Annotated in this window: 22 protein-coding genes; 5 read left to right on the top strand and 17 right to left on the bottom strand. The window is 69.7% G+C overall.

Annotation, left to right across the window (positions count from 1 at the left end; translation table 11 throughout):
• Positions 1-13 precede the first annotated feature (13 nt).
• The 6 genes from CFB47_RS27305 to CFB47_RS27280 form a co-directional block, all read right to left on the bottom strand.
• Positions 14-961 carry a TauD/TfdA family dioxygenase gene (locus tag CFB47_RS27305; protein WP_089432426.1) on the bottom strand — a complete coding sequence of 316 codons (948 nt, stop codon included), beginning with the start codon at positions 959-961 and terminating at the stop codon, positions 14-16.
• Positions 962-1,125: 164 nt separating this feature from the next.
• On the bottom strand, positions 1,126-2,079 hold the full coding sequence (locus CFB47_RS27300; RefSeq protein ID WP_089462886.1) for a TauD/TfdA family dioxygenase: 954 nt from the start codon (positions 2,077-2,079) through the stop codon (positions 1,126-1,128).
• Positions 2,080-2,227: 148 nt separating this feature from the next.
• Entirely contained in the window at positions 2,228-3,073 is an 846-nt protein-coding gene (locus CFB47_RS27295; RefSeq protein WP_089462885.1) for an ABC transporter ATP-binding protein, read from the bottom strand.
• Between the two features lie 40 nt (positions 3,074-3,113).
• Positions 3,114-3,935 (bottom strand): ABC transporter permease, encoded by an 822-nt coding sequence (locus tag CFB47_RS27290; protein WP_089462884.1) that lies wholly within the window; start codon positions 3,933-3,935, stop codon positions 3,114-3,116.
• A 42-nt stretch (positions 3,936-3,977) separates the two neighbouring features.
• Positions 3,978-4,820, bottom strand: a complete 843-nt coding sequence (locus CFB47_RS27285) for an ABC transporter permease (protein WP_089462883.1) — start codon at positions 4,818-4,820, stop codon at positions 3,978-3,980.
• 15 nt (positions 4,821-4,835) lie between these two features.
• Complete coding sequence (locus CFB47_RS27280) at positions 4,836-5,903, bottom strand: ABC transporter substrate-binding protein (protein ID WP_089462882.1); 1,068 nt, start codon at positions 5,901-5,903, stop codon at positions 4,836-4,838.
• Positions 5,904-6,117: 214 nt separating this feature from the next.
• Between CFB47_RS27280 and CFB47_RS27275 the strand changes: the two genes are divergently transcribed.
• Entirely contained in the window at positions 6,118-6,492 is a 375-nt protein-coding gene (locus tag CFB47_RS27275; protein WP_089458957.1) for a phage protein NinX family protein, read from the top strand.
• A 22-nt stretch (positions 6,493-6,514) separates the two neighbouring features.
• On the opposite strand, the gene CFB47_RS27270 is transcribed toward CFB47_RS27275, so the two are convergent.
• A complete protein-coding gene (locus tag CFB47_RS27270; protein WP_089463566.1) occupies positions 6,515-7,501 on the bottom strand; it encodes an ABC transporter substrate-binding protein in 987 nt (328 codons plus the stop codon).
• A gap of 157 nt (positions 7,502-7,658) precedes the next feature.
• Complete coding sequence (locus CFB47_RS27265; protein ID WP_089457888.1) at positions 7,659-8,537, bottom strand: LysR family transcriptional regulator; 879 nt, start codon at positions 8,535-8,537, stop codon at positions 7,659-7,661.
• Positions 8,538-8,637: 100 nt separating this feature from the next.
• Here CFB47_RS27265 and CFB47_RS27260 point away from each other — a divergent pair, with 100 nt between their 5' ends.
• Positions 8,638-10,209, top strand: a complete 1,572-nt coding sequence (locus CFB47_RS27260; RefSeq protein WP_089462881.1) for an MFS transporter — start codon at positions 8,638-8,640, stop codon at positions 10,207-10,209.
• Between the two features lie 86 nt (positions 10,210-10,295).
• A complete protein-coding gene (locus CFB47_RS27255) occupies positions 10,296-11,237 on the top strand; it encodes an AEC family transporter (protein ID WP_089463565.1) in 942 nt (313 codons plus the stop codon).
• A gap of 35 nt (positions 11,238-11,272) precedes the next feature.
• On the opposite strand, the gene CFB47_RS27250 is transcribed toward CFB47_RS27255, so the two are convergent.
• From CFB47_RS27250 to CFB47_RS41815, 5 genes are all read right to left on the bottom strand, one after another.
• Complete coding sequence (locus CFB47_RS27250; protein ID WP_089463564.1) at positions 11,273-11,704, bottom strand: DUF1090 family protein; 432 nt, start codon at positions 11,702-11,704, stop codon at positions 11,273-11,275.
• Between the two features lie 160 nt (positions 11,705-11,864).
• Positions 11,865-13,055 (bottom strand): LysR family transcriptional regulator, encoded by a 1,191-nt coding sequence (locus tag CFB47_RS27245; protein ID WP_089462880.1) that lies wholly within the window; start codon positions 13,053-13,055, stop codon positions 11,865-11,867.
• 61 nt (positions 13,056-13,116) lie between these two features.
• Positions 13,117-13,845 (bottom strand): aspartate/glutamate racemase family protein, encoded by a 729-nt coding sequence (locus CFB47_RS27240; RefSeq protein ID WP_089442880.1) that lies wholly within the window; start codon positions 13,843-13,845, stop codon positions 13,117-13,119.
• Positions 13,846-13,867: 22 nt separating this feature from the next.
• Positions 13,868-15,418 (bottom strand): NCS1 family nucleobase:cation symporter-1, encoded by a 1,551-nt coding sequence (locus CFB47_RS27235; RefSeq protein WP_089462879.1) that lies wholly within the window; start codon positions 15,416-15,418, stop codon positions 13,868-13,870.
• A 110-nt stretch (positions 15,419-15,528) separates the two neighbouring features.
• Positions 15,529-15,870: a hypothetical protein gene (locus CFB47_RS41815; RefSeq protein ID WP_256946760.1), complete on the bottom strand. Its 342-nt coding sequence runs from the start codon at positions 15,868-15,870 to the stop codon at positions 15,529-15,531.
• A gap of 259 nt (positions 15,871-16,129) precedes the next feature.
• Between CFB47_RS41815 and CFB47_RS27220 the strand changes: the two genes are divergently transcribed.
• A complete protein-coding gene (locus CFB47_RS27220) occupies positions 16,130-16,678 on the top strand; it encodes a DUF3005 domain-containing protein (RefSeq protein WP_089462878.1) in 549 nt (182 codons plus the stop codon).
• A gap of 64 nt (positions 16,679-16,742) precedes the next feature.
• Here CFB47_RS27220 and CFB47_RS27215 read toward each other — a convergent pair whose 3' ends face one another.
• Positions 16,743-17,504, bottom strand: a complete 762-nt coding sequence (locus CFB47_RS27215; protein WP_089442877.1) for a DUF4397 domain-containing protein — start codon at positions 17,502-17,504, stop codon at positions 16,743-16,745.
• Between the two features lie 523 nt (positions 17,505-18,027).
• On the opposite strand from CFB47_RS27215, the gene CFB47_RS27210 reads away from it, so the two are divergent.
• Positions 18,028-18,360, top strand: a complete 333-nt coding sequence (locus CFB47_RS27210) for a hypothetical protein (protein ID WP_089442876.1) — start codon at positions 18,028-18,030, stop codon at positions 18,358-18,360.
• A gap of 126 nt (positions 18,361-18,486) precedes the next feature.
• Here CFB47_RS27210 and mmsB read toward each other — a convergent pair whose 3' ends face one another.
• The 3 genes from mmsB to CFB47_RS27195 form a co-directional block, all read right to left on the bottom strand.
• Positions 18,487-19,377, bottom strand: a complete 891-nt coding sequence (gene mmsB, locus CFB47_RS27205) for a 3-hydroxyisobutyrate dehydrogenase (protein ID WP_089462877.1) — start codon at positions 19,375-19,377, stop codon at positions 18,487-18,489.
• Positions 19,378-19,393: 16 nt separating this feature from the next.
• The gene (locus tag CFB47_RS27200) at positions 19,394-20,920 is read right to left on the bottom strand and encodes a CoA-acylating methylmalonate-semialdehyde dehydrogenase (protein WP_089462876.1); all 1,527 of its coding nucleotides are present in this window, start codon (positions 20,918-20,920) and stop codon (positions 19,394-19,396) included.
• Between the two features lie 112 nt (positions 20,921-21,032).
• Positions 21,033-22,352, bottom strand: a complete 1,320-nt coding sequence (locus CFB47_RS27195; protein WP_089462875.1) for an MFS transporter — start codon at positions 22,350-22,352, stop codon at positions 21,033-21,035.
• Positions 22,353-22,356 lie beyond the last annotated feature (4 nt).

The following is a 22,356-nucleotide window of genomic DNA, read 5'->3' as shown; positions in this document are numbered from 1 at the left end:
AGAGCGGTTCGGTTCAGTTGAGCGCGACCGCCGCCGCGGCTTCGACCGGCGAGCCTTCGAGCGCGACCGACGGCCGGCCGTCGGGGCCGACCGGCACGTCGCCGATGAGCGTCGTGCGATACAGCTGGCGATCGAAGTCGAGATCGAAGATGTCGACGGGCGCGAGGTGGGCAGTCGCGCGGTTGTCCCAGAACGCGATGCTGCGCGGTTCCCACTTGAAGCGGATCGTGAATTCCGGCCGCGTCACGTGTTCCCACAGCAGTTCGAGCAACGCTTGGCTCTCGCGCGGCGTCAGCCCGACGATCGATTTCAGGAAGCTCGGGCTCACGTACAGCGCCCGTTCGCCGGTCTCCGGATGCACGCGCACGAGCGGATGCTCGGTGACGAGCGGGCGGCGTTCGACCGCGTCGTCGAACGCGCCGGTGGCGCGCGCGCCGGCCGGCGGCGTGAAGCGGTGAATGCCGCGCAGGCCGTCGACGAAGCCGCGCAGCGGCGCGGACAGCGTTTCGTACGCCCGCACGAGGTTCGTCCAGTGCGTGTCGCCGCCGTACGGCGGGATCGTCACGCCGCGCAGGATCGACGCCCACGGCGGGTTCACGGCGGCCGTCACGTCGGTGTGCCAGCCGGTCCACGGGCGGCGCACCGGTTCGCCTTCGAAGCGCGTCGCCTTGCGGTGCTTCGCGATCGAGTAGACGGCCGGATGCCCGTCGACGTGCCCGAACACCGGGTGGCCGACCGTCGGCTCGCCGAACTGCGCGGAGAACGCGACATGCTGCTCGTGCGTGAGGAACTGCTCGCGAAAGAAGATGACGCGCCATTTCAGCAGCGCGGCGCGGATCGCCGCAATCTGCGGCGTGGTCAACGGTTGGGTGAGGTCGACGCCGCGGATTTCCGCGCCGATATGGGCGGACAGCGGAATCACGTCGACCGGCTGGGCGGCGGGTTCGAGTAGGGCGCTCATGTGACGCTCCTGGCGGAAGTGGAGGGGTCGATGGGCCGACATCGTTGCGCGGGTGCGCGTCGGTCCGGCGGCGGGAAGGGCATGGTCGGTGTCCGGTAGCGAAAAGCGGGGGGGGGGCAGGCGCGGCGGCGCGCACGGAGCGCCGCCGCCGCGCGACACGGGCATTACTGCAGCGTCGCGCCCGGCCCCTTCAGCACGACGCTCTGGCGGCCGTCGATGCCGACCGGCACGTCGCCGTGCACGGTGGCGCGGCGCACGACGCGGCGCGCATCGCCGTAGTCGTTGATCGCGTAGTGCTGCGTCGCGCGGTTGTCCCAGATCGCGACGTCGCCTTCCTGCCAGGTCCAGCGCACGGTGTTCTCGAGACGCGTCACGTGTTCATGGAACACCTGCAGCAGGTGCGCGGAATCCTGCGCCGACAGCCCCTTGAGCCGCTGCACGAAATGCCCGAGCACGAGCGTGCGTTCACCGGTTTCCGGGTGGACGCGCACGACCGGGTGCTCGGTTTCGTAGACGGTCGACGTGAACACTTCGCGGTAGCGCTTCAGTTGCGTGTCGTCGGCATGCACGTGCGTCGACGCGTAGTCGTACGCGTTGGTGTGCAGCGCCCACAGCGTGTCGGCGAGCGCGCGCAGCGGGTCGGGCAGGTTCGCGTACGCCGCGGCCGTGTTGGCCCACACGGTGTCGCCGCCGAACGGCGGAATCACGACGGCGCGCAGGATCGAGATCTTCGGGTATGCATCGACGAAGGTCACGTCGGTGTGCCACGAATTGGCGCGCGCGCCGTGCGCGGAATCGAGTTCGAGCAGATGCGCGCTGCCGTCGACGGACGGCACGGTCGGGTGCGCGACGGTCTTGCCGAAGCGGCGTGCGAACGCTTCCTGCGCGGTGTCGTCGAGATGCTGCTGGCCACGGAAGAACAGCACCTTGTGGCGCAGCAGCGCGGCCTGGATCGCGTCGAACGTCGCGTCGTCGAGCGTGCCCGACAGCCGCACGCCGGCGATCTCGGCGCCGATCCGGCCGGCGACCTGGCGAAGCTGGAGCAGTGTGGCGGCCGTGCGCGGCGCGGCGTGCGAAGCATGCGAAGACGGGTGAGCGGCGTGCTGGACTTCGGACATCGGGAGTCTCCTGGAGTCGGGTCGGGCGAGTCTCCATTCAAGCAGGGACCGCGCGCAATCGGAACCGATGAATCGTCACAACCTTAGCGTGTGCGCAGCGATGATCGATATGCATCGTCATGCTGAGCAATGCGGTGCGGCATGCGCGCTACCACGCAAGCCGCCATTCGCCGATCCGGTGCGGGCGCGGCGTGTCGACGTGCTTACCGCCCGGGCGATCGTCGCCCGGCGGTTCGTGGTCGTCGAAATCGGCGAGCACCGTGTCGCGCAATCGCGCGAATTCCGGCGAATCGCGCCGGCGCGGTCGCGGCAACGCGACATCGACGATGCGTTCGATGCGGCCCGGGCGCGGCGCCATCGTCACGACGCGGTCGCCGAGATACACGGCTTCGTCGACGTCGTGCGTGACGAGAATCATCGTGATGCGCTCCTGTTCCCAGATGCGCAGCAGTTCGTTCTGCATCCGCGCGCGCGTCTGCGCGTCGAGCGCGCCGAACGGTTCGTCGAGCAGCAGCACGCGCGGGCGGTTCACGAGGCCGCGCGCGATCGCGACGCGCTGCGCCATCCCGCCCGACAGCTGGTTCGGATACGCGTGCTCGAAGCCGTTCAGCCCGACGAGCGCGATGTGATCGGCCACCGCGCGCCGCTTCGCGGCCGCGTCGAGCGGCGCGTTGCGCAGCGCGGCCTCGATGTTCTGCGCGACGGTCAGCCACGGGAACAGCCGGTGATCCTGGAACACGATCCCGCGCTGCAGCGACGTGTCGCGCACGCGTTCGGCGCCGGCCCGGATCTCGCCGGCGTAATCGGTATCGAGCCCGGCGATCAGCCGCAGCAGCGTCGACTTGCCGCAACCGCTCGAACCGACGATCGTGACGAATTCGCCGGCGCGCACATGCAGCGACACGTCGTCGAGTACGGCGAGCGCGGCGCCGCGTTGCGCGTAATGCTTGCTCACGTGGAGGATGTCGAGCGAATCGGAGGCGAGGGTCGTCATGGCGGGGCGAGGAAGAGGGTGACGAGAAAGAAACGGGCGATCAGCGCGCCAGGTCGCCGCGCCGGGCCAGCACCTTGCGTTCGATCGCACGCGCGATCGCGTTCAGCGCCCAGCCGGTCACGCCGACGACGATGATCCCGAACAGCACGAGGTCCATGCGGAACTGCTCGCTGCCGTCGATCAGCGTGTTGCCGATCCCGCTGCCGGCGACCAGCAGGTATTCGGCACCGAGCGTCGCGAGCCACGAATAGATCAGGCCGAGATACAGCCCGGTGAAGATCGACGGTAGCGCGGCCGGCAGGATCACGTAGCGCACCAGCTGGAGCCGCGAGTAGCGCAGCGCGCGGGCGACGTCGACATACGCGCGCGGCACCGCATGAATGCCGTCGCAGGTGTGCGCGGCGACGGGCAGCAGCGCGGCGAGCGACAGGAACACGACCTTGGCGACGTCGCCGAGGCCGAACCACACCGAAATCAGCGGAATCCACGCGAACAGCGAGATCTGCTTGAACGTGTCGAAGCTCGGGCCGACCATGCGCGCGGCGACGCGCGACAGTCCGAGCGCGGCGCCGAGCAGCAGCCCGCCCGTCGCGCCGAGCACGAAGCCGCACGCTTCACGCGCGAGCGACGCGGACAGTGCGCGGCCGAGTGCGCCGCTCGTGGCTTGCGCCCATGCGGTGCGCAGCACGTCGGCGGGGCCGACGAGCAGCCCGCTGCTCACCAGGTGCGCGGACGCGATTGCCCACCACAGCGCGAACGCGACGAGCGGCAGCACGAAGCCGCGCCAGTCGGGGGCGCGCAGGCGGCGGGCGGTCGCGGTGGCGGGCGGGGTGGCGTCAGGCGCGGCGGCGGGATACGTCAAGGGTAGGACTCCTTCGGTTGCGCGGGCAGGGGCAGCAGCAGTTCAACCGCGGAACGCGGACGGCACGCCGCGGCGCAAGCGCGCTTCGAGCGCATCGAGCAGCCGGTTGATCACCAGGCCGACCGCGCCGACGACGATGACGGCCGCCATCACGAGATCGAGCTGGAACAGTTGCCGCCCGTACACGATCAGGTAGCCGAGCCCTTCGGACGACGCGACGAGCTCGACGACGACGAGCGCGAGCCACGACTTCGTGAACGCGAGCCGCACGCCGGTCGCGAGCGTCGGGATCGCGGCAGGCAGCACGACGTGCACGATGCGTTGCCGGCGCGTGTAGCCGAACACGCTGGCGACTTCATCGAGCGCGGGCGGCGTCTGGCGAAACCCTTGCAATGTGCTCAGCGTGACGGGGACGAGCGCCGCATGCGCGATCAGCAGGTATTTGAGCGGCTCGCCGACACCGACGAGCAGCAGCAGGAACGGCAGCCAGCCGAGCACCGGAATCTGCACGAGTGCGTTGAAACTCGGCAGCACGTACGCTTCCAGCGTGCGCGACAGCCCGAGCGCGACGCCGGTCGCGAAGCCGAGCAGCGTGCCGGCGGCGAAGCCGACCAGCACGCGTTGCAGGCTGATCAGCGTATGGCGCACGAGGTCGCCGCTCGTCGCGAGATCCTTGAGTGCGTCGAACACGCGTTCGGGCGGCGGCAGAATCTGCGGCGCGATCCAGCCGCGCGCGCTGCCGATGGTCCACAGCGCGAACAGCAGTGCGGGCAGCAGCCACGGCGCGAGCCGCCACGACCACCGCTTCACGGCCGCCGCACGGCGAGGCGGCGCGGCGAGCGTGTCGCGCCCGGAGGACGGAAGGGAAAACGCGGTGTCGCTCATCGTGGCGGGCCCGGGTCAGGAAAGCGGCTTGCCGGCTGCGTCGTAGCGTGGCCAGTAGTTTTCGAGCTTCAGCGTGCGCAGCGCATTGTCGAGATACTTCGGCTCGAACCAGCCCTCGACGTCGACCGGCTGACGGATCAGCTTCAGCGCCAGCGCATCCTGCGCGACGGACTTGTAGCGCGCGACGAAGAACGGATCGATCAGCGGCGACAGGCGATCCTTCAGGCGCTGGTTCGCATAGTCGGCCTGCCACGACGACACCGGCACGCCGCTTTTCGCCCACAGCTTGAACAGCGCGTCGCGGTTCGCTTCGTCGGACGACCATTGCGCGCCCTTCACGACTGCGGTGACGACGCGCTGCACGATGTCCGGATGCGCGCGCTCGAACTCGTCGAGCACGAGCAGGTGAGTCTGGCGCGTGAGCTGCGGGCCGTCGTTCTGCGATTCGTAGATGATCTTCGCGAGCCCCGCGTCGCGCAGCTTGTACAGCTGGTAATCGCCCACCGACGCATCGATACCCTTCGACGCGAGCGCGGCGAGCGAACTCGCGGCGTCGAGATTGATCACGCGCAGGTCGCGTTCGCTAAGCCCGTTTTTCGCGAGCGCGTTGTCGGCGACGAGCTGCAGGTTCGTGCCGCGGAAAATCGATACGCGGCGGTCCTTCAGGTCCTTGATCGAGCGGATCGGGGAGTCGGGCGGCACCGCGATCTTGACGCCCGAGCGCACGCTCGCGGCGAGCAGCAGGCGCGTCTTGATCCCGTTCGCCCGCGCGAGCACGGCGGGCAGGTCGCCCTGGTACGCGAAATCGAGCGCCTTGTTGGCGATCGCCTCGTTGACGGCCGGCCCCGCGCCCTTGAAGAACAGCCACTCCACCTTGATGCCGTCGGCCGCGAACTCCTTTTCGACCAGCTGCTGCAATTGCGCGGTGGCCGCACTCGAGCCGCCGAATGTCGGCGGATCGCCGGCGCCTTGCTGGGCGACACCGATGCGGATGGTGGCGGGCTTGTCGGCGTGCGCGGCGGCGGCCGGCAACGCAATGAGGGACGCGATCAGCAGCGAGCGAAGCAGGCGCAGTGGAAGCATGAATCGATGGGTCCGGAACGTTGGGGAGCGAGGCTGTGCGACAGCCTGTCGAGGCATTCTCGATGACGTGCCAGGGCCGGACAAGAAACGATTTGAACTATGCTTATCGCGGCGCGGCCGATGACGATACCTGCCGCGCGAGCACCGAGCCCGTGCGGCTGCGCGCACAATGGACAGGCTATTTTTCGTCGCGACGGCGACCATGGAGGCGAGCATGCAAGTCCACGACCTGACGGGCGCGGCGCTCGACTACTGGGTGGCGATGGCGGAGGATCTCGACGCCCCGCGCGCCGACGCATCCGGATGTACCGCGATCCGCGAGCCGGGGGGCGTACCGGCCCTATTCGCGCCGTCTTCGTCATGGGCCGACGGCGGCCCGATCGTCGAGCGCTTGCCGTTCGCCGGATTCGAGCGCGACGGCGGGCGCGGCGCGTGGCGGGCCGTGCTGCACCGGGCCGTGCCGGCCGCGGGCGAGCGCTGCACGTTCAACCAGTCCGGCCCGACGCTGCTGGTCGCCGCGATGCGCACGCTCGTCGCGTCGACGTTCGGTGACGACGTGCCGGATCTCGATATGGCGCGCCCACGTTGAACGCGGCCACGCGCGGCAGCGTTCAGGCCGATACGTTGCGGATCGCGATCGACGCGACATCGACGCGCCGCGGCAGGATCGCGTCGGCCGCCGCGCGGTCGGCGACACGCTGCAGCACGTCGATGTCCGCGCTGCTGAGGCTGCGCTGCGCGAGCGCGGCCCGGCGCGCGATGTCGGTGGCCGCGTCGGGCGGCAGGCGCGTGAGCGACGCATAGACGCTCGCATAGTCGCCCGGATGCGCGAGCGCCCATTGGCCCGCACGGGCGAGCCGCGCCAGCACGTCGGCGAGCGCCGCGCGCTTCGCGCGATCGTCGAGGGTGTCGACCGGCGACGTCAGGAACGCCAGCCCGGAATTGATGCCGCTGCCGTCGCGGACGATGCGCGCGCCGCGCCGGACCGCATGCCCGTAGTACGGATCGAACGTCGCCCAGATGCCGATCCGCTTCGCCTCGAACGCGGCGAACGCGTCGACGGGCAGCACGAAGCGCACCTCGACATCGCGCGGCGCGAGGCCGTGTTCGCGCAGCGCGCCGTACAACTGGTACTGCGAGATGCTGCCGCGCGCGGACGACACGACGACGGTTTGCCCTTTCAGGTCGGCGACGGTGCGGACCGGCGAATCGGGCTGTACGACGATGCCGAGCGACGCCGGCGAGCCGACGCGCGTCGCGACGATCCGCAACGACGGGTCGCCGAGCGCGGCGGTCAGCACGGGCAGGTCGCCGGCCGGCGCGAGATCGATCGCGCCCGCGCGCTGCGCCTCGAACAGCGGCGCGGCACCCTGGAAATTGGCCCAGCGGAACCGGTAGGGCGTGCCGTCGAGCACGTGCGCGGCTTCCGCAAGCGCGCGCAGGCCGCCGGCCTGGTCGCCGAGCACGAGCGTCACGCCCGACAGGTCGGCGCCGGCCGCCTGGGCGGGCGGTGCGATGGCGCCCGCGAGCGGCGCGGCGGCGAGGGCGGCAAGACGCTGCAGCACGCGGCGGCGCGCCGGGGCGGCGGAGGGATTCATCGGCGGGGTGTCCTCGGTGATCCGCGCGCAGGCGGCGCGGCTGCCGGGCAGGTTACGGAATCGGTTTCCGGCCGACAAACATCGAATCGTGCAATGCATATTCGCGCGGCGACGGCCGGCATGGCTGCGCTCGCCGCATGCGGGCTTCAGGCGGGGCCTACGCGGCCGACGGAACCGTCCGCAGGAACGCGCGTACCGCCGGCGCCTTGTCGAAGCGCCGGTGCGCGAGCGCCAGTTCCGACGTGATCGGCTTGCCGGCGATCGGCCGGTACACGACGCCCGGCAGCGACACGCAGCCGGCGAGCGCATCGGGAATCACCGCCACCCAGCCATTCACGGACACGCACGCGAGCACCGCGAGCAGGCCGCCCGGGCGGGCGGCGATCAGCGGTGCGAAGCGGCCGCGGCGCGCGACGTCGAGCGTGCCGCGCTCCTGTTCGGGTACCGCGAAGCGCGCGTCGGCGAGGTCGGCCGCGCGAATGGCCGACATCGACGCGTAGCGCGACCCGGCCGGCACGGCCGCGACGAACACGTCGCGCTGCAGCGTGACGATCCGCAGGCCGCCGGGCAGCGGCAGCGGCGGGCGCACGTACGCGAGGTCGAGCCGGCCCGTGTCGAGCTGGTTCGCGACGTCGTCCATCGGCACTTCGCGCAGGTTCAGCTCGATGCGCGGGTGCGCGTCACGAAACGCGCCGACGGTGCGCTGCAGCGTGCCCGAATAGACGGCCGACGACACGTAGCCGATCTCGATCCGGCCGAGTTCGCCGCGCTCGGCCAACGCAGCGAGCTCGCGGCCGCGCTGCAGGTGCTCGACCGCGGCGCGTGCCTCGGCGAGATAGGCCTCGCCGGCCGCGCTCAGCGTGACCGCACGGCGCGACCGGTGAAAGAGACGCACGCCGAGCACGCGCTCGGCCTCCTGGATCTGCCGCGTGAGCGCGGGCGGCGCCATGTCGAGCGCTTCGGCCGCGCGGGCGAAGTGCAGGTGCTGCGCGACGCTGAGGAACGCGCGGACGTGACGGAATTCGAGCCGGTCCATGATTGCAATTTTCGTTAATAAAACAGCATCGGTGTGTCAATGACAGGCAATACGGGCCAAGCCTAGCATAAGGCTCGTCGATCCTGTTCCGGAGTAACCGATGTCCCAACCTTCCCCGGCATCGCGCGCAGGCGCGGCTGCCGCCCCATGCGCGGGCGCCCGCCTGCCCGCCGCCGCGACGCTCGCCGTCGCGTCCGCCACCTGCTCGCTGATCGTGCTCGACACGAACGTCGTCGCCGTGTCGCTGCCGAGCATCGCGCGCAGTTTCCACGCGAGCTTCGCCGATATCGAATGGGTCGTGAGCGCGTACATGACCGCGTTCGCGGCCTGCTTGCTGCCGGCGGGCGGGCTCGCCGACCGCTTCGGGCGCAAGCGGATGCTGTTCACGGGGCTCGCGCTGTTCTTTCTCGCGTCGCTCGGCTGCGGCGTCGCGCCGACGGCCGGCTGGCTGATCGCCGCCCGGGCGGTGAAGGGCGGCGGCGCCGCGCTGCTGCTGACGGCCGCGCTCGCCGTGATCGCGAACCGTTTTCCGGACGGGCGCGAACGGGCGCGCGCATGGGCGATCTGGGGCATGTGCATGGGGACCGCGACGGCCATCGCGCCGCTCGTCGGCGGCGCGATCACGCAATGGATCGGCTGGCGCTGGGTGTTCCTGCTGAACCTGCCCGTCTGCCTGTTGCTGGCGGTTGGTGCGCGTGTCGCGATCGACGAGTCGCACGATCCGCACGCGAAGCGCGTGGACGCGGCCGGCAGCCTGCTGTTCGGCGCGGCGCTCGCGTGCGCGATCGCGGCGCTGATCGGCGCGCCGTCGCACGGCTGGCTGTCGGCCGCGACGCTCGGCCGGCTCGCGCTGGCCGCCGCGCTCGTCGCGGCGTTCATCGGCGCGGAGCGCTGGCAGGCGCGGCCGATGATCGATCTCGCGCTGTTCCGTCAGCCGCGCTTCGTCGGCGCCGTGCTCGCGATGTTCGGCTATGCGGCGTGCGCGCAGGTGATGATGACGTTCCTGCCGCTGTACCTGCAGAACGCGTTCGGGATGTCGGCGATCGACGCGGGGCTCGGGATGCTGCCGTTCGCGTTCGCGATGATCGCCGGGCCGTCGCTCGGCGCGGCGCTGGCCGCGCGCGTGTCGTCCGCCGGCGTGCTGGCAGGCGGGCTCGCGCTGATCGGCGCGGGCAACCTCGCGACTGCGGCGCTGACGGCCAGCGGCGACTACCGGCTCGTCGCGCTCGGCATGTTCGTGACGGGCTGCGGCGCGGGCATCATGAACGGCGACACGCAGAAGGCGATCATGGCGTGCGTGCCGCCGAACCGCACCGGCATGGCATCGGGCATCAGCACGACGACGCGCTTCTCGGCGATCGTGACGGCCGTCGGCGTGCTCGGCGCGGTGTTGACGGCGAGCACGCAGGCGCGGCTCGACCGGTTGCTGTCCGCCGCGCCCGGCCTGCGCGCGTTCGCCGATGCACAGTTCATGTCGAGCCTGCTGGCCGGCGACCTGGCGCGGGCGCTCGAGCGTGTGCCGTCGTCGGCCGCCGGTGCGCTCGCGCAGGCGGCGCCCGTCGCGTTCGCGAGCGGGTTCGCCGATGCGCTGACGGTGAGCGGCGGGCTCGCGCTCGCCGTCGCCGTCGTGGCCTACAAGTTGCTTGCGCAACCGATGCGCGACGGCGCGTGATGCACGGGCGGCACGCGCCGCGCATTGGACGCGATTCGGCGGAACCATTAAGCTGGCGCGTTCCGGTTTCACGCAGCGTGTTCAAGATGTCATCGACGATCGAGATTCTGTTGCCCGTGTTCGGGCTGATCGCGGCAGGGTTCCTGTGCCGCCGGCGCGGGGTGCTGGGGCCGGCGGCGGCCTCGGAACTCAACCGCTTCGTCGTGTGGCTCGCGCTGCCCGCGTTGCTGTTCCAGATCATGGCGCACGCGTCGTGGCACCAGCTGTATCAGCCGGCTTTCGTGGCCACGTTCGCGCTGACCTGCGCGCTCGTATTCGTCGGCGTGCTCGCGTGGCGCCTGTTCGCGGGGCGCGGGCTCGCCGATGCGAGCATCGACGCTATTGCCGCGTCGTACCCGAACACCGGCTATCTCGGCTTTCCGCTGTGCCTGCTCGCCTTCGGCACCGACAGCCTCACACCGACCACGATTGCGACCATCCTCGTGGCGTGCGTGCTGTTCGCCGGCGCGATCGTGCTGATCGAGGTGGGGTTGCAGCGCGATCGCGCACCGTTGCGGCTGGTGTGGAAAGTGGTCGGCGCGCTGCTGCGCAACCCGCTGATCGTCGCGCCGCTGGCCGGCGTTTGCGTGTCGGCCGCGCAGGTGCCGCTCGGTGCGCCGGTCGATACCTTCCTGAAGCTGCTCGGCGGGGCCGCGAGCCCGTGTGCGCTCGTCAGCCTCGGGCTGTTTCTCGCGGAGAAGCGGGAAGGGTCCGGCGCCGCACCGCGGGGCAGCATCGCGCTGACGGCGGTGAAGCTGTTCGTGCAGCCCGCGCTCGCGTGGTGGCTTGGCGTGCGCGTGTTCGCGCTGCCGCCGGTGCTCGCGCAGATCGCGGTCGTGCTCGCCGCGTTGCCCACGGGTACCGGGCCGTACATGCTGGCCGAGTTCTACGGGCGTGAAGCGCAGGTGACGTCGCGCACGATCCTGTTGTCGACGCTCGGGTCGATCGTGTCGTTGTCGGTGCTGCTCGTGCTGGCGCGACACGTCTGACGCGGCACACCGTGTCGACGCATCACGTCAGCCCTTCAGCCTTTCAGTGCGTCGCGATCGATCTGCGCATCGTGCAGGTCGCGTGTTGCGTTGCGCAGCTTGATCTGCTTGTCGGCGAGCTTGCGTTGCGCCTTGTTCAGCTGCTTCGCATCGCCGAGCGCTTCGGCTTCATGGATGCGTGCCTGCGCTTCGTGCACCTCGTCCTGCGCGCGCTGCAGATCCCGCTGCTTGTCGGCGACCTTGCGTTCGGCGCGCGCGAGCTGGCCGGCGTCCGTGCAATGGGCCTTGACCTGGTCGAGCGCGGCTTGCTGGCGCATCGCCTGAGGTGCGTTGCCGAACCGCTTCGCGTTATCGATCTGTGTCTGCAACGCCCGGATGCGCGTCGCGCAGTCCTGCGTATCGGCGAATGCGCCGGTACTCGCGAGCAGCGCGACCGGAACGGCCAGCGCAACGAGTGTCTTCTTCATGCGGGTTTCCTCGATGGGGCGGCGGCCGGCATCCGTGATGCAGAGCGTCATCCGCCAGGGTTCGAGGCGTCATTCTGACGAGTCGGCGCGGACCGGGTAAATAGGACCGGTCTGACTTGCCGCGACTGCACGAATCGCTCCGGCGTGTGAATGACGACCGTCAATGCGACTTCGTCGCGAGGCGGTGGAGGCGTGCCGCTTGGACGACACGCCGAGGATGCGGCGCGTGGCAATGCGTGGCCCGCCTGCGGCGCGTGCGTCGTGCGGGTTCGGGGGGATCGGCCGCGACCGGCGTGCTATTCCGTGCGTCCGCGTCCGCGTCCACGTCCACGACTGCACTGGCGGCCACCGCCGCCACCGCCGGCTGCCTCGCCTCGGCATCGAGCCACGCACGCGTCGCTTCCGCGATCAGCCCGCGCAGCCAGCGCACGCCCTCGGCGCATGCCGCCGATTCGTTCCAGGTCATCCGGTACACGATATCCGGCGGTTCGGCCGGCAGCGCGACGGCGGCGAGCGGCAGCAGCTTCGCGTAGTGCCGCGCGAGCCGGTACGTGGTGGTCAGCAGCAGGTCGGTGCGCACGAGCGCATGCGCGGCGAGTTCGAAATGCGGCAGCGTGACGACGATCCGCCGCTGCAGGCCCACGCGTTCGAGTTGCCGGTCGATCGCGCCGGACGCCTCGAGCCACGACGGTGTCGGGCACAGCTGCGGCGCGTCGGCAAACTCGGCCGCCGTCATCGTGCCGCGCCGCGCGAGCGGATGCGTCGCGCGCATCAGGCAGACGACGCGATCGTCGAACAGGTCGTCCTGCCGGAACCGCGACGCGCGGGCAGGGCGATTGTCGATCACGATGTCGAGCTCGCCGTCGGCCAGTGCGCGCTCGTCGTCGAAGCCGTCGCCGAGCGGATGGAACACGAGCTGTGCGTCCGGCGCGCGTTCGCGGAACAGCGCGACGAGCTTCGGCACGAACAGCACGTTCAGGTAGTCGGGGCAGCCGATCCGGTAGGTCCGCACCGACGTGCGCGCATCGAACCTCGGCTGCTGGATGCGGATGAAGTCGATCACGCGCAGCGCGTTGCGCAGCGGTTCGATCAGCCGCGCGCCGAATTCGGTCGGCACCATCCCGTAGCGGCTGCGCACCAGCAGCGGATCGCCGAGCAGCGTGCGCAGGCGCTTGAGCGCGGCGCTGGTGGCCGGCTGCGACATGTTCAGGCGCACAGCCGCACGCGACACGGTGCGCTCGGTCAGCAGCACGAGCAGGATGCGCATCAGCCGTGCATCGAGCACGTCGAGCGCGTCCGCGGCGTCGGACGCGCCGCGGGGCAGGGTGTTCGGGTCTAGTGGGTCCCGCATGCCGATGTGCCTCCCGGCGCCCCGCTGCGCGAGTGCGACGCCGCAGCGGGCCGGCGCCGCGTCATTGTGCGAAGGTGCCCGGCCAGCCGACGATCCGCTTCGGGCGCGGCGGCGCGTACGTGCGGACTTTCGACGTCTTCAGCTTCAGGCGCACCAGCGACTCGGCGAGCGCCACCGCGGCCGAGACGCCGTCGACGACCGGCACGCCCGTGCATTCCTCGATCTGCCGGTCGAGGCCGGCCATCCCGCCGCAGCCGAGGCAGATCACTTCCGCGTGATCGTCCTTCACAGCGCGCTGCGCCTGGCCGACGATCGACTCGATCGCGCGGGCCGGGTTCTCCTCGAGCTCGAGCACCGCGAGGCCGCTTGCGCGCACCGACGCGCAGCGCGCGTCGAGCCCGGCGAGCTTCAGGCGATCCTCGATCAGCGGCACCGTGCGGTCGAGTGTCGTGACGACCGAGTAGCGATGGCCGAGCAGCATCGCGACGCTCGCGGCCGCTTCGGTGATGTCGACGACCGGCACCGTCAGCAGTTCCTGCAGGCCTTCGCGGCCGTGTTCGCCGTAGCCGGCCTGGATCACCGCGTCGTACGGCTCGTCGTAGTGCATGACGCGATCCATCACGGCGATCGCCGCGAGGTAGCTCTCGAAGTTGCCTTCGACCGACTCGGCGCCGAAGCGCGGCGTCAACCCGACGATCTCCGTGCCCGGCGACGCGGCGGCCTGCGCCTGCGCGGCGATCGCGTCGGTGATCGACTCGGTCGTGTTGACGTTGACTACCAGGATCCTCATTGCGACTCCGTATGCAGGTGTTTCAGTGTTGGGTGCAGGCGACCGCGATGGATTCGCCCGAGCGCGCCTCGTAGTGCCGGTTGCGATCGGCCAGCAGCCAGTACACGCTGCCCGCGATGGCCGCGCCGAGCAGCCACGAGAACGGCGTCATCGCGCTGAAGGCCGGCACGACGGCGAGCGTGATCGAGATCAGCGCGGACGGCACCAGTGCCGCGAGCGCCTTGCGGTTCACGCCGCGCGTGTAGAAGTAGGCGCCGGTCGGCGCTTCGGTATAGAGGTCGGGCACGTTCACGCGCTGCTTGCGCACGAGCCAGTAGTCGACCGTGATGATCCCGTACAGCGGGCCGAGCAGCGCGCCGAGGCCGGACAGGAAGTAGACGATCACGATCGGGCTGTTGTACAGGTTCCACGGCAGGATCAGCACGGCGACCGTCGCGCTGATCAGGCCCGCGCGGCGGAACGACAGGCGGTGCGGCGCGAGGCTCGTCAGCACGAAGGCCGGCGCGACGAAGTTCGCCATGATGTTCACCGCGACCGTCACGATCAGGAACGCGAGGCAACCGAGCACGAGGAACAGCTTGTTCGGCACCGTCGCGATGATTTCCGTCGGGCTGTGGATGATGTGGCCGTTCAGCTTGAACTGCGCGCCGGCGAGCACGAAGCTGATCGTCGCGAACACGAGGATGTTCACCGGCAGGCCCCAGAAGTTGCCCACCCGCACCGTCTTCGCGCTCGGCGACGAGCGCGCGAAATCGCAGAAGTTGAGCACCAGCGTGCCGTAGATCGCGAGCCACAGCGAGCCGCCCGCGAAGATCTCCGTCCACATCCTGAAGCCGGTCAGCGGCTTGCCGATCGACATCGCGAGATGGCCGCCGGTGCGGCTGAACATCCACGCGGCGAGTGACAGCGTCGTGACGAGGATGACCGGGCCGGCGAGCCCTTCGTACTTGCGGACCATTTCCATCCCGTACGTGAGGATGCCGATCTGCACGAGCCAGATCGCGACGAACGTGACCCAGCCGAGCGTCGACAGCCCGAAGATCGCGTTCTGGTCGAATGCGGCGAGGCCCGGCCAGATCGCGGTGAGCAGCACGCGCAGCACGACCGACGCGAGATAGGTCTGGATTCCGAACCATGCGATCGCGATCACCGCGCGGATCATCGCGGGCAGCAGCGCGCCGTAGATGCCGAAGCTCATCCTGCTGATCACCGGGAACGGCACGCCGGTCTTCTGGCCCATGTAGCCGGTGAGGTTCATGAAAAAGTAGACGAGCACCGCGCCGATCGCGAGCGACGCGAGCATCTGCCAGCCCGACAGGCCGAGCGCGAACAGCCCGATCGCGAACGAGTAGTTCGCGATGTTGTGCACGTCGTTGGTCCACAGCGCGAAGATGCTGTAGCGGCCCCATGTCCGGCCGTCGGCCTGGGTCGGCGCGAGGTCGGCGTTGTGCAGCCGCGGACTCAGCGCGGGGTCGCGCGCGGCCGAATCGGTTCGATGCGATGCGTCGTCCGCGCCGGGCACGATGCCCGGGCGGTGGGTGGCTTCCAGTTGCACGCCGTTGTCTCCTTCCATGTGCGGGGCGCGTGACCGGCAACGTGCGAACGCTGCGCCGGCCCGGCCGCCGTGGACGTTATGTCTCGGATTTGTTCGCGAGTATGGAAGGCCGGCAACGCGATGGGAAATTAAATATTCGGTTGGGCGTCATTTGAAAAATGAATGGTAGCGGGCGGCCGCGGCGGCGGGGGCCGGCACGCGAATTGCGCGCCTGCGGGCTCCATCCACATCGACATCAGCGGAGGTGTCATGCAGCGATATTCACTTCGACATGTATCGCGAGCCGTCTTCGCCGGCATCCTGATTGCGGGCTTGGCGGCAGGTGCGGGTTGCCAGAAGAAGAGCGACAACGGCGGCACAAGCTCGGAATCGAGCGCCACGGGCGGCATGTCGGCCGCACCGTCCACCGCGCCATCGGGTACGCCGAGCAGCGGGGCGGCCGGCAGCAGTGGCGACAGCGGCGCGAGCATGCCGGGCGCGGCTTCCGCGCCGGGCGGCGCGAGCGGCGGCTGACACGGCTGACGCGTGGGGCGGACGGTGCGCCGGCGGCGCGCCGGTTGTGCCCGGGTGCGCCGTCCGTATGAAGGGCCGTGCCGGCCTGGCACGTGCGCCCGGCGCGGTGCGTGTCGGGCCGTGCCCATGAAAGATTTGCAAGGACCGTTGTAGTGATTCCCGGACCGGCGGCGGCAGCCCTGATGCCGGCGCGCGCCGGCCGGACGAGGAGGTGCAATGCAGAACGCGGAATCGAACCCTACCCCTGAACAGCAGCGGGAACAGATCGAGAAGAGCCCGGTGAAGACGCCGGCGGCCGGCGACATGCCCGACGCGGCAACCCAGGCGGCGCAGGTCGCGCAGCGTCCGCTGACGCCCGAGAGGATCGCCGGGAAAATGCCGACCGGCTTGCCGCCGATCGAGCGCGGCACGCAGGCGCCCGACAGCGGCGACCCCGTACGGCGAGCGGCCGCGCGGATCCCGACGCTCGACAACGCGAACATGGCGATGACCGACAACACGGTCGACGTCGACGGCAAGGGCATGGAAGCCGCCGCGGGCGCGTCGAAGTGGCACGACAACGTGATTTATTCGAATGCGTCGCTCGACGAAGCGGTCGAGACGCCCGACGAAGGGCTCGGCGGGATCGAGAGCCGTCCGTCCGGCAACATGCCGCAGATCGCGACGCGGCCGGGCTGGCGCGTACGCCATGTCGGCGATGTCGACGTCGAGCACGGCGACGGCACGCGCGCCGAGCATGTGATCGTCCTGGAGCGGAACAACTGACCGCGTGACGGGAAGAGGCGGCGGGCGGCACGATCGCGCCGCCCGCCGCAATCATGAGCGGTCCTTACTGCGGACCGAGTTCCTGCGCGGACGCATCGGCGTCGTTGCCCTGCGCAACCAGCACGTGGATATCGTTCGGCGTCACGTCTCCGACCCCGCCCGACGGGATCGTCAGCAGCAGCCAGTCGGCGTTGTTGTTGATGGTGACCGGCGCGGTCTTGAGGATCGGCGTCTTGCTGCCTGCCGTCGTGACGATCACCTGGTAGCTGCCGCCGTTCAGGTAGATCGAATCCTGCGTCGATGCCGGCACCGCGTTTTGATAAGCCGCGCCCGCGAGCGTCGGGCTTTGCGTCGTGATGTCCGTGCCGGGCGGCACGACGTACACGTCGACGTTCTGTGCATTCGGCGACGCGTTGAAGCTGCGCACGCGCGCCTTGTCCGACAGCAGGCCCTTGGCGTACGGATCGTCGATCACGGAGATCAGCGACGTCGTGCTCGGCAGCGCGATCGTCGTGTAGTGATGGCCGTTTGCCGCACTGAACGATTGCGCGGCGATGGTCGTCGTCGTGCCGGAGACGTCGTAGCTCGCGTTCTGCGTGCCCGAGTCGACGTCGTGATAGCGCGTCACGCCCTTGTACGCGATATTGCCCTGGTCGAGCTTCGCGTTCAGGTAGTAGTCGAGGTTCGGCCCGGCCGGCACCGCGTTGATGAAGCGCGCCTGCGGCTTCGAGATGCCGAGTTCGGTCCCGGCGTCGTCGCCGCCGCCACACGCCGCGAGCACGGAAACGACCGAGCAAAGGGCGACCAGCGTTCGTATTGATTTCATGTTGTCCTCTCGTTCATGGAACCTGCTTGCGATGCGGGATCGCCGCGCGAAGGGTCGCGCGGTGCGCAGCGCCGGTTGAGGGAAAGATGCCGTCCGCCGGAGCGGCGGGCGCGTGCATGACGCAAGCGATGTGCCTGTGCGGCGGCAAGCGGGACGTCGGCGACCCATTCGCCGGTCTGCAAATGGCCGGACTGGGCGCGAGGATCCCCGCGCGATGCGCCGGGAGCAGGCCGGGCGGCCGCCCTGGTGGGGCGACGTGGCGGCGCTGGAAGGATCCGGCAGGAAACCACGGGCTGATCGGCCGCGGCCGTCCGGCAGCGCGATGGGGCAGGCCGACCGGGCAAAAACTACCCGCCGGTCGTATCTGGCCCTGAAAGAGAGTGGAAATATTGCCCCATTTTCCTCATCGTTTAACCATTCGAAACAATGTGTTCACTGAAAGGGGCATGATCTCCGGCGATCGAGCAGGCATACTGTCGCCTATGTTGCTCAATGCGCGTCGAACGGCGCGCGCCTGCCCCCCATGTCCATTCCAGTTTCCTTTCGAACCTTGCGATGGTTGACCGTCGCGGCTGCTGCATGCTTGCTCGCCGCGTGTTCGACCGCTTCCGACGTGACCGCGACGTCGAACCCGAATGTCTATACCGTGACGACGCGCACGGTCGGCGTGTCGACGACGTGGGCCGACGCCCATACGAAAGCCGTCGACGAAGCCACCAACTACTGCACGCAGCGCGGGATGCGCGCGAGCATGAAGCAGGAATCGCTGACCAGCGGCAGCCGGGTCGGCGCGCGCTCCGAACTTGCGTTCGAGTGCCATCCGACCTTCGAGACGGCGTCGAACCCGCGCGGTTGAGCGACCGGCGGCGTTCGTTGACGCCGCGTCTGCGCCGCCCGTTTTCCTTCCCCCGCATGCAAAACGACCCGCGATGCCGTTCCGGCACATCGCGGGTCGACGCACGTCCGGTGCGGGCGGCGGCGGTTACGCCGGCTGCGCCTCGTACAGCTTCACGCACGCGGAGAAGTCGAGCGTGCCGAGCCCTTGCTGGTTCATCGACTGATAGAGCTGCTGCGCGAGCGCACCCATCCACACCGGCTGGTGGGCGCTGCGCGCCGCTTCGGTCGCGAGCCCGAGATCCTTCAGCATCAGGTTCGCCGCGAACCCGCCCGCGTAGCCGCGCGCGGCCGGCGCGGTGTCGCTCACGCCCGGATACGGGTTGTACGCGTCCGAGCTCCAGCAGCGGCCGGTCGACGTATTGATGATGCCGGCCAGCACGGCCGGATCGATCCCGAGCGCCGCGCCGAGCGCCATCGCCTCCGATACGCCCATCATCGAGATCCCGAGCAGCAGGTTGTTGCAGATCTTCGCGATCTGCCCGGTGCCCGTGCCGCCGCACTGCACGACGTTCTTGCCCATGTCGAGCAGCACGGGGCGGATGCGCTCGAACAGCGCGGCGTCCGCGCCGACCATGAAGGTCAGCGTGCCGGCCTGCGCGCCGCCCGTGCCGCCCGACACGGGTGCATCGGCGAGCGGGAAGCCGCGCTGCGCGGCGGCCTCGGCCACCGCGCGCACGGTGCCCGGATCGATCGTGCTGCAGTCGATCAGCGCAGCGCCGGCGCGTGCGCCGGCCAGCACGCCGTCATCGCCGAGGTAGACCGCGCGCACGTGCTGCGCGGCCGGCAGCATCGTGATCACGATCGCGCCGCGCGCGGCCGCTTCGCGCGGCGAGCCGGCGGCCGTCGCGCCGGCGCGCACCGCAACGTTGACCGCGTGCGCGTCGAGGTCGAACACCGTCAGCGCGTGGCCGGCTTTCAGCAGGTTGGCGGCCATCGGGCCGCCCATGTTGCCGAGTCCGATGAATGCAATTTCCATGTGCAGGCTCCCGGAGTCAGCGCAGCGCGATCGTCGTGTTCACGCCGCCCGCCGTCGCGTCGTCGTCGAACCAGCGCGCGGTGACCGTCTTGGTCTGCGTATAGAACTGCACGACCTGCTTGCCGTACGGGCCGAGATCGCCGAGCTTCGAGCCGCGCGAGCCGGTGAAGCTGAAGTAGGGCACCGGCACCGGGATCGGGATGTTGATGCCGACCTGGCCGATGTCGATCTCGCTCTGGAACTTGCGTGCAGCCGCGCCGCTCTGCGTGAACAGGCCCACGCCGTTGCCCATCGGGTTGCGGTTGACGAGCGCGATCGCTTCGTCGAGCGTGTCGGCTTCGAGCACGACCACCACCGGCCCGAAGATTTCCTCCGTGTAGATCGACATGTCGGTCGTCACGCCCGAGAAGATCGTCGGGCCGACGAAGTTGCCCTGCTCGTAGCCGGGCACCTTCACGTTGCGGCCGTCGAGTTCGAGCTTCGCGCCGGCCTTCACGCCTTCGTCGATCAGCGACAGGATGCGTTCCTTCGCGGCCTTCGACACGACCGGCCCGACGTCCGTGCCGGCTTCCGCGCCCGCATTGACCTTCAGCGCCTTCGCCTTCTCGACGAGTTCGGGCAGCCAGTCGCGCGCCTTGCCGACCAGCACGACGACCGACGTCGCCATGCAGCGCTGGCCGGCCGCGCCGAAGCCCGCGCCGACGAGCGCGTTGATCGACTGTTCGCGATGCGCATCGGGCAGCACGACCGCGTGATTCTTCGCGCCCATCATCGACTGCACGCGCTTGCCGTGCTGGCTGCCCAGGTTGTACACGTGCGTGCCGACGCGCGTCGAGCCGACGAACGAGATCGCCTTGATGTCCGGGTGCGTGCAGAGACGGTCGACCACCGTCTTGCCGCCGTGCACGACGTTCAGCACGCCCGGCGGCACGCCGGCCTCGATCGCGAGTTCGACGAGCTGCATCGTCGACAGCGGATCCTGCTCCGACGGCTTCAGCACGAACGTGTTGCCGCACACGATCGCCATCGGGAACATCCACAGCGGGATCATGCCGGGGAAGTTGAACGGCGTGATGCCCGCGCACACGCCGATCGGCTGGCGCAGCGTGTAGGTATCGACGCCGCCCGCGACGTTCTCCGCGAATTCGCCCTGCTGCAGCGTGCCGATCGAGCACGCGTGCTCGACCACTTCGAGGCCGCGGAAGATGTCGCCCTGCGCGTCGGGCAGCGTCTTGCCCTGCTCGGCCGTCAGCGTGTGCGCGATCCGTTCGAGATTGCGGCGCACGAGATCCTGGAACTTCAGCATGATGCGCAGCCGCGCGCCGATCGGCGTCATCTTCCAGGTCTGGAACGCGCGCTGCGCGGACGCGATCGCGGCATCGACCTCGTCGAGCGTCGCAAACGGCACGCGACCGATTACTTCCTGCGTCGCCGGGTTGACGATGTCGCCCCATTCGGCGCTTTGCGATTCGACGAACGCGCCGTCGATCAGCAGCTTGGCGGTGGGCAGGGCGAGGGTGGTCTGGGGAACTGCGGCGTTCATGGATGTCTCCGTAAAGCGGTGTGACGACGAAAAGGGTGTCTGCTTGCGCCGCGCGTGCATGCGCGGCGGGCAGCAGGCTGAACTGAAGTCGATCGAATGCGGGCCGGCGCGCTCACGCGCGGGCCGGTCGCATCAACGCGGTACACATGAGCGCGAATACGCCGAAGCCGACGACGTACGCGATCACGTAGTGCGGCTGGCCGCCGCCGGCCTTGAGCAGCGACGTCGCGATCATCGGCGCGAAGCCGCCGCCGATCACGCCGGCGAGTTGCACCGACAGCGAGATGCCGCTGTAGCGGATTTCCGCGGGGAACTGCTGCGCGAACAGCAGCGATTCCGGCGCATAGAGAATCGGGAACACGACGCCGAGGCCGAGCACGATCGCCCACCACGCGTACGACGTCTGCTGCGTGCCGAGCATCATGAAGAACGGCGCGGCGAACGCGCACATCAGCACGAGGCCGATCGCGAACATCCGGCGCTGGCCGATGCGGTCGCTCAGGTGGCCGCACAGCGGCATCGTGACGAGCGACAGCGCGGCGCCGGCCGTGATCGCGTGCAGCATCTCGGCCTTCGGCAGGTGCAGTTGCTGCGTCGCGTAAGCGAGCGCGAACGTGACGACCATGTAGAACCAGGTGTTCTCGGCGGCGCGCGCGCCGACGATCGTCAACACCTCGCGCGGATGGCGGCGCAGCGCGGCCGTCACCGGCGACTTCTCGGCCTTGCCCTGGCGCTGCATCTTCTCGAAGTCGGGCGATTCGGGCACCTTCGCGCGGATGAACCAGCCGAGGCCGACGAGCGCGATACTCGCGAGGAACGGCACGCGCCAGCCCCACGACAGCATGTCGGCTTCCGGCAGCGCGGCCACCGCGGCCATCGCGACCGACGACAGGATCAGGCCGAGCCCGACGCCCGTCTGCGGCAGGCTGCCGAACAGCCCCTTGCGGCCCTTCGGCGCGTGTTCGACGGCCATCAGCACCGCGCCGCCCCATTCGCCGCCGACCGCCATCCCCTGCAGGAAGCGCATCGCGATCAGCAGCGCGGCAGCCCAGTAGCCGATGCGATCGTACGACGGGATCAGCCCGATGATCATGCTCGGCACGCCCATCAGCAGCAGCGTGATCATCAGCATCGACTTGCGGCCGATGCGATCGCCGAAGTGGCCGAACACGATGCCGCCCATCGGCCGGCCGATGAAGCCGACCGCGAACGTGCCGAACGCGGCCAGCGTGCCGACGACCGGGTCCAGCGACGGGAAGAAGATGCGGTTGAAGACGAGGGCGGCGGCGGTGCCGTAGAGGAAGAAGTCGTACCACTCGATCGTGGTGCCGGCCATGCTGGCCCAGCCGGCCAGCAGGTAGTGCTTCGCGGTGCGCTCGGGCGCCGGCGTCGCGATGGTCGCATGCTCATCGAGGGTGGATCGGGTCTGCATGGTG

This window comes from Burkholderia sp. AU27893, assembly GCF_002223205.1.
Lineage (GTDB): Bacteria > Pseudomonadota > Gammaproteobacteria > Burkholderiales > Burkholderiaceae > Burkholderia.
The sequence above is the reverse complement of the archived record's forward strand: the minus strand, read 5'-3'. Positions and strand labels throughout refer to the sequence as shown.